Here is a 6,176-nt window from a genome sequence, read left to right as displayed (position 1 = left end):
CCACATTTACAAAAAAAATTAAATTTATGGTTAAGCTGCATTCAAAAAGGGAAGATTTTAAGATTCTTACAAACGAAAGAAGCGAATATATTTAGCGAACGTTATCATTAATATAAAGGTTTCAAATGTGAACTGATATTTAATAGTTTACATCGAGATTTATTTCATTCATCAAGGTTTACTTTAGTAAATGAAAAGGATAGTTAGCCCTCATAATGGACTAACTATCCTTTTATTATTTTTTTCTTGACTTAGAGTTCACTCTAACCATTATAATCGACTCATAGTTCATTCACGATAAAATCAATTGGATAAAATTCAGGAGGGACCGGAAAAGCTAAAATCAAAAGTGGCTGACATTAACGCAGACCTGGATGTTGTTATTCGAACTTTCGATTTATCTGTTACTACAATTGTACGTTAAGAAGTCAGTAATTCTTGTTATTTTTTCCTTATTTTGTTTTCTCTTAATAGTCGTAAATCTTCTATACTATATTTAGTGCATATAAAAGAGACGGAACCATAAAATCAGCAAATTAGAAAATAAAACAGGATGGGAGTCAGTTATTATGGAACAATCAAATAAAGCGTTTAGCGAGGCATTAGTAAAATCGTTAAGAGGAGAACGAGGACATCTTCCCATCAAGAATGCTTTGTCGGATATAGACGTGGCGCTTGCGGGAAAACGCAGAGAGGAACTGCCTTATTCTATTTATCAATTAGTGAAACACATGACCTACTGGCAAGATTTTCTCTTATTATCCGCTCAGGGGAAGAAGCCTGCATTGCCTGCCCATGTAAAAGAGAGCTGGCCTGGAGAAAAATGTCCTGGCAGTGAGGAAGAGTGGCAACAGATTATTCAGTATTTTCTTCAGGGGATTGAACAGGCATGCGCGATTGCCCAAACCGTTCAATTGGACAAAACATTGGAGGAATGGCCTGGTGAAACCCCGGGCGGTGTTCTACGCAATATTGCATCTCACAACTCCTACCATTTAGGAGAAATTGTGCTGATTCGCAGATTATTTAGTGCTTGGCCACCGCCAACAGGCGGATATCCGGTCTAAACAAAGAAAGGGTTCCAACCCATGCCCATTAACTTAAGATTTTGAATTACCCCCAAAACGAAATTTTTACCACTTTACAGTTATTTATGAGAATTAAATTCATTTTTTTCATTACTGGGGAACAAGCATTTTTTTAACTTGATGGAGAGAGAGTACAAAAACACAAATTTCATCTCCGAAAAAAATAAAAAAACGATTGCTTGGATCCTAAGAGGCAATCGTTTTTTCTTTTTAAGCTGTTTGTAATGAACAATTACAGGTTTAAAATATTATTTAGTGTTATTTCTGTTTTCCAAAACCTTCTCCATATTATTAGTCGCCCATTCCTTCACTAATAGGATAATTGGATGTAGTGACTCTCCAAGTTTTGTTAATAAAATATCAACCATCTTTCTCATACAATCTTGCATACTACAACTTTCTAATATAACGGATCCAATTCTTTCACAAAAACAAAAAACTGCTGGAATACCCCAACAGTTTTTTTAATCGCTAAAACTAATATGTCTTGTAGCATAATACATTTTGAAAAAATATGAACTTCCTTAAGGGATTTTCATCAGCTGTTATTCATTTCCTATTATGTAAGTCATAGCACTGATCATAGTCATGGAAATTAAAGTAAGAAAGCAATATTACAATGAAATCGCGACATTCTGTTGAATACTTTTTCGTTTTCAAATAAAATAAACTAATAAAAATTTTTAATTTTCACTTTGTAATTCGATAAATTTCATGTTAATATAGCGAAGGCTATGAAATATCTGTCGCTATCCATACTTTTTTTCCAGAATATTCGCTCCTTCAAAAGTATAATTATTCTGAAAAATACATCATCTGCTACCTATACAAGGGCTACTTTCAATTTGTAATGCACATAACTAAAAATAGCTTTTTTAATAGATAATTTTTCTATCTTCCTCATCGGTTCTAATATACATAGTAAAAGATCACTTTTCAAATACCCTTCCCTTTCTTTTTAAAGATAGAAAATCTAATAAAACCAAAAATCTAAATTAAATTCATTCATAATACTACATACAAACTAACAGAGAGGCATAAACTATGGGAATTTCTACACTATTATTAAATACCTTTATTATTATTATTTGTATCCTTAGCTATCAAGTATTTTGGCTAGAACATAAAGAAAAAATAGCATGTAATAATATATTAATTTCTGTTCTTTCCTCCATTGCAATTATTTTTTGTATGACTTTTCCTTTTCATTTACATGCTGGGTTTATTTATGATTTACGTTTTATTCCAATAATATTAGTTTTTCTATATGGAAATACAAAGAGCATTATTTCTATAGGAATTTTATATCTTTCTTATAGATTTTACTTAGGCGGAAGCGGAGTTTTCCCATCATTTATTATCTTTACTATTATTACTGGTATTACAATAATGTTTCGTTACTTGTTACCCATTTATTTCAAGGAAAAAAAGATATTATTAAGTATACTACTTGTTTTGATATGTACAACTTCACTTTCTATCTTCGGTATTATAACTCAAATAAACACAGGTGGTAAAATTGGCTCTACTCTCATTGAATTTTTATTAAATTATATAGTCATTAATATTTTCACAGTATTATTATCCGTTTATTTAATAGAGGGAATGATTGAAAAATTTAAAATGAAAGAAAGAATGCAAAGAGCAGAAAAATTTTATATAGCTAGTGAACTAGCTGCATCTATTGCGCATGAAATTCATAATCCACTGACCACGGTACACGGATTCACTCAATTATTAAATGAAAATGAGAACACTAAGATGTCTCAAGATAAGTACTTAGAAATTATGTTACTTGAAATGCAGCAAATACAATCTACTATAAATAACTATTTATCTTTAACCAAACCACAAAACATTATAAAAGAGAAACTAGATATTAATCACATTTTAAATCAGGTGAAAGATGCTATTTCACCAATCGCTCTATCGTACAATGTTAAATTAAAACTGAATATTACAGACTCCCTTTTTATAAATGCTGATCCTGAAAAATTAAAACTGTGTTTAACTAACATCATACAAAACGGTATCGAGGCTATGATAGATGGTGGAGTATTGCAAATTAATATACAAAAAATTAAAGGGAATGTTGTTATTGATATTATTGATTCAGGAATTGGAATGTCCTCCGAACAACTAAAACGAATTGCCTTACCATTTTATTCAACAACTGAAAAAGGTACTGGACTTGGTACCATGATTGCCTACAGTACTATTAAAGAATTAAACGGAGATATAGACATAGAGAGTAAAGAAGGAAAAGGAACACGCTTTTCTATTAGTATTCCTTGTTAACATAACAAAAGTATATTTATTTCTCATGTAATTATATCAAGATACGGTGAAAATATATGCTGTTACAAGAGGTAGTAAATTTATAATAAATTCACTACCTCTTGTCTCTCTATCCACTTATCAAGTTTAATCTTGGTATCATCATTTAATCGTTTCCTTATATTTCAGCTTTTAGAATGCTTCTATTTCAACTGTAAAATGTGGCTTGAATTTCACTTCGATTCTTTTCTTTGCTTCTGCCTCTTGATTGTATAGCGAGTCATTACGCGTATAAATATCATATTTGTTAAATTGTGAACTATTATTCTAACTTCTGTACAGGCAAACTACTAAAAATCAATTCAGCAACTTTTACATATCCTTTTGAGTTTGGATGAATTAAATCTGTAGACCAAAGCGTATTGTCATTAACTAAATGATGATTCCAAAAGTCAACATGATGAAGCTTATACTCTCTACTCAGTGAAAGTATAATTTCATTTGCCTCTAATAATTGCTCTTTTAATACTTGTTTTTTTTCAGAAGAAAACGGAAGCCGAACTGTAAAATCTGGAAGGCTTGCTATCATAATATCAGCATCTGTTTTACTTAATGTATCTATCATAAATTCCATATCGTTCTTATATGCTTCATGATTCCAACGTCCTTTTAAAACATCGTTTGCACCTGCAATTAGACTAACCAAATCTGGATTAAAAGTTAATGCCTTTTCCAATTGCTGTGAGCGAATTTCTTTAGTTACTAACCCACGCTTTGCAAAATTAGCGTATTCTATATCGTTTACACACAGTTGAACAAAATGATCTACCCAGCTTTTTAATGCTATTCCCTCAACTTCATCCCCTATCCCCTCTGTAAAACTATCACCAATCGCTACAAATCGCTTCCACATATCTAGTCCCCCTTTTTTGTTATTTATATCTACACTATACAATAGTCCACAACGTAATTGTTCTTTCTAAATGTTTTTCGATTTCAATTAAATTCCATAGGGGATTTTTAAAATGAACAAGTACAAATAGATTAAACTATTTCACATGAACAAAATAAGAAAATCCACGTTATTTTCTCGCGGAAATAGGCTGAGACCAACTATTTTTGTCATTATCATTTATTCGTACTTGAAAAACATAAATAGGTTGAGAAAAGCCTTTTGTATCAGCGTAGTAATCTATATTATAATCTGTAATGACTAATGTATCACCTGCTTTGAAAGATATTATAGGATCAAAGTCTCCTTGTTTTAGTTTTTGAAATGCTTCTTTAGGAGACAGAATTTCAACATCTCGAATATGTGATTTTTTTGTAACTGGCTCATTGTCATCAGGCATGTTTGGAATTTCCTCTTTGTAAACAGGCATTTTTTTACCTTCGTCTTTTAACTCTATTGATGTTTTTATAGTGACATCAGTCATGTCTATTTTTGTAATGGGATCTAAAGGCGTATTCCCAAATTCCTTCATTTGATACGAAATCATTATTCCAAGTGCAACAAAACTTACTGTAATCGGAAGGAATATATATTTGATCATTTGTGTATCTGTTTCTTTTTTCTTCAACAATATCAGAACTATATTTAACATAGAATATCCTAGCATCATTCCTAAAGTATTATGAAGTAAATCGGCTAGTTCCATACTTCCACGTTGCATTGTAAATTCAAGGATTTCAATCAATAAACTTGCTATAATTGAGCTGATTAACATCCATTTTGTTTTTTGAAAAACATTACTAAATAAAGGTAATAAAATTCCTAACGGAAAAAGCATACCTATATTCACAATAATGTGGAAAAAAGAAGAAAATGAAAAGGTATTCCATGCTTTTTTATAAACACTAAGTACATCAAAGTCAATTGTTCTTGCAAAAGTTATATCATCTGGACGACCAAATGAAGTAGCTGATAATGCAAGGGAATAATATCCTATTATTAATATAAACAATATAATTTGTTGTACCGTAAATTTTTTTCCTCCTTTACATACCTTTTTGTATACTACAAAGTAGCTAAAAACAAAAAGGAGTAGTAACAAGAATGTGAGTTGTATTGTAGGAATTACAACGGTAACAAGTAGTTCGGAAATAAAATTCATTTTACACCTCTGTTTTTACGAATAAAATATTCAATAGTTTTATATAACATTCTAGATATAGATAGCGATGTGTTGTTACCCCTAATAATTATTAATATAGAATTAAACCTGTACTCTTGAAACTAGCTTTATATGACAAAGCGGCTACAAGGAAACTAGCGTTTTACTAATTGTATTTTCGGCTATGTTTGGATAAACGTTACGAAGATTCTCTTTAGTAAGAGGATTGTTAAAGTTATATATAAAATTAAAAATTTATTCAATTTTAGTATGTTTATATAGAATCTATAATTGACCGATTCCTAATACACTTAGGAGCCGGTAATATAGGTATATTTACTAAAGAAAGAAGATTCCTTCAAGCATTACACTTTTTTTCGAAAATTAGTTGTTCTTTGTTTTGCCCAGTTGATACATTTCTTTTCAATTAAATGATACGATATTATAGAAAAAAGTAGTGTCATTGTAATACATAAAGTAAGAAGTAAGAAGATAGGTATCTTTGTATACAAAAGTTTAAATAGTACCATCATGATTGGAAAATGACACAAATAGATACTATATGAAATTTCCCCTACGTATACAAATACACTCTTATTTAAAAATGCTTTTACTTTTAGGTTACTCATCGCCATGATAATAAATATACTAACACCAATTACGACACCCCAATCTTTTAATAAGAAAGTAGTGTCAT

5 protein-coding genes and 1 pseudogene are annotated in these 6,176 nt (G+C 30.4%); 3 read left to right on the top strand and 3 right to left on the bottom strand.

The genetic code is table 11. The features are described from left to right. Nucleotides 1–331 precede the first annotated feature (331 nt). From V7038_RS24600 to V7038_RS24590, 3 genes and pseudogenes are all read left to right on the top strand, one after another. Nucleotides 332–418, top strand: a pseudogene (locus V7038_RS24600) (SDR family NAD(P)-dependent oxidoreductase); the annotation flags it as partial. 151 nt (nt 419–569) lie between these two features. Next, nucleotides 570–1,067, top strand: coding sequence for a DinB family protein (locus V7038_RS24595; protein ID WP_335695777.1), 498 nt, complete (start codon nt 570–572; stop codon nt 1,065–1,067). A gap of 1,065 nt (nt 1,068–2,132) precedes the next feature. Then, nucleotides 2,133–3,386 (top strand): ATP-binding protein, encoded by a 1,254-nt coding sequence (locus V7038_RS24590; protein WP_002109975.1) that lies wholly within the window; start codon nt 2,133–2,135, stop codon nt 3,384–3,386. A 301-nt stretch (nt 3,387–3,687) separates the two neighbouring features. On the opposite strand, the gene V7038_RS24585 is transcribed toward V7038_RS24590, so the two are convergent. The 3 genes from V7038_RS24585 to V7038_RS24575 form a co-directional block, all read right to left on the bottom strand. Further along, nucleotides 3,688–4,305, bottom strand: coding sequence for an SGNH/GDSL hydrolase family protein (locus V7038_RS24585; RefSeq protein WP_080013770.1), 618 nt, complete (start codon nt 4,303–4,305; stop codon nt 3,688–3,690). 142 nt (nt 4,306–4,447) lie between these two features. Continuing rightward, on the bottom strand, nt 4,448–5,479 hold the full coding sequence (locus V7038_RS24580) for a VanZ family protein (RefSeq protein WP_002200461.1): 1,032 nt from the start codon (nt 5,477–5,479) through the stop codon (nt 4,448–4,450). Nucleotides 5,480–5,844: 365 nt separating this feature from the next. Beyond that, nucleotides 5,845–6,176 (bottom strand): acyltransferase family protein (locus V7038_RS24575; RefSeq protein ID WP_335695776.1); only part of this gene is annotated, 332 nt, incomplete at its 5' end.

It is taken from the genome of Bacillus sp. JJ783, assembly GCF_036963225.1.
In the GTDB taxonomy this organism is placed as follows: Bacteria; Bacillota; Bacilli; order Bacillales; family Bacillaceae_G; genus Bacillus_A; species Bacillus_A cereus_U.
Note: the sequence above shows the minus strand (reverse complement) of the source record. Positions and strands in the feature narration are given on the sequence as shown.

Coding starts and splice junctions, on each gene's coding strand:
- V7038_RS24595 (WP_335695777.1), top strand. CDS start 570: ATGGAACAATCAAATAAAGCGTTTAGCGAGGCATTAGTAAAATCGTTA.
- V7038_RS24590 (WP_002109975.1), top strand. CDS start 2,133: ATGGGAATTTCTACACTATTATTAAATACCTTTATTATTATTATTTGT.
- V7038_RS24580 (WP_002200461.1), bottom strand. CDS start 5,479: ATGAATTTTATTTCCGAACTACTTGTTACCGTTGTAATTCCTACAATA.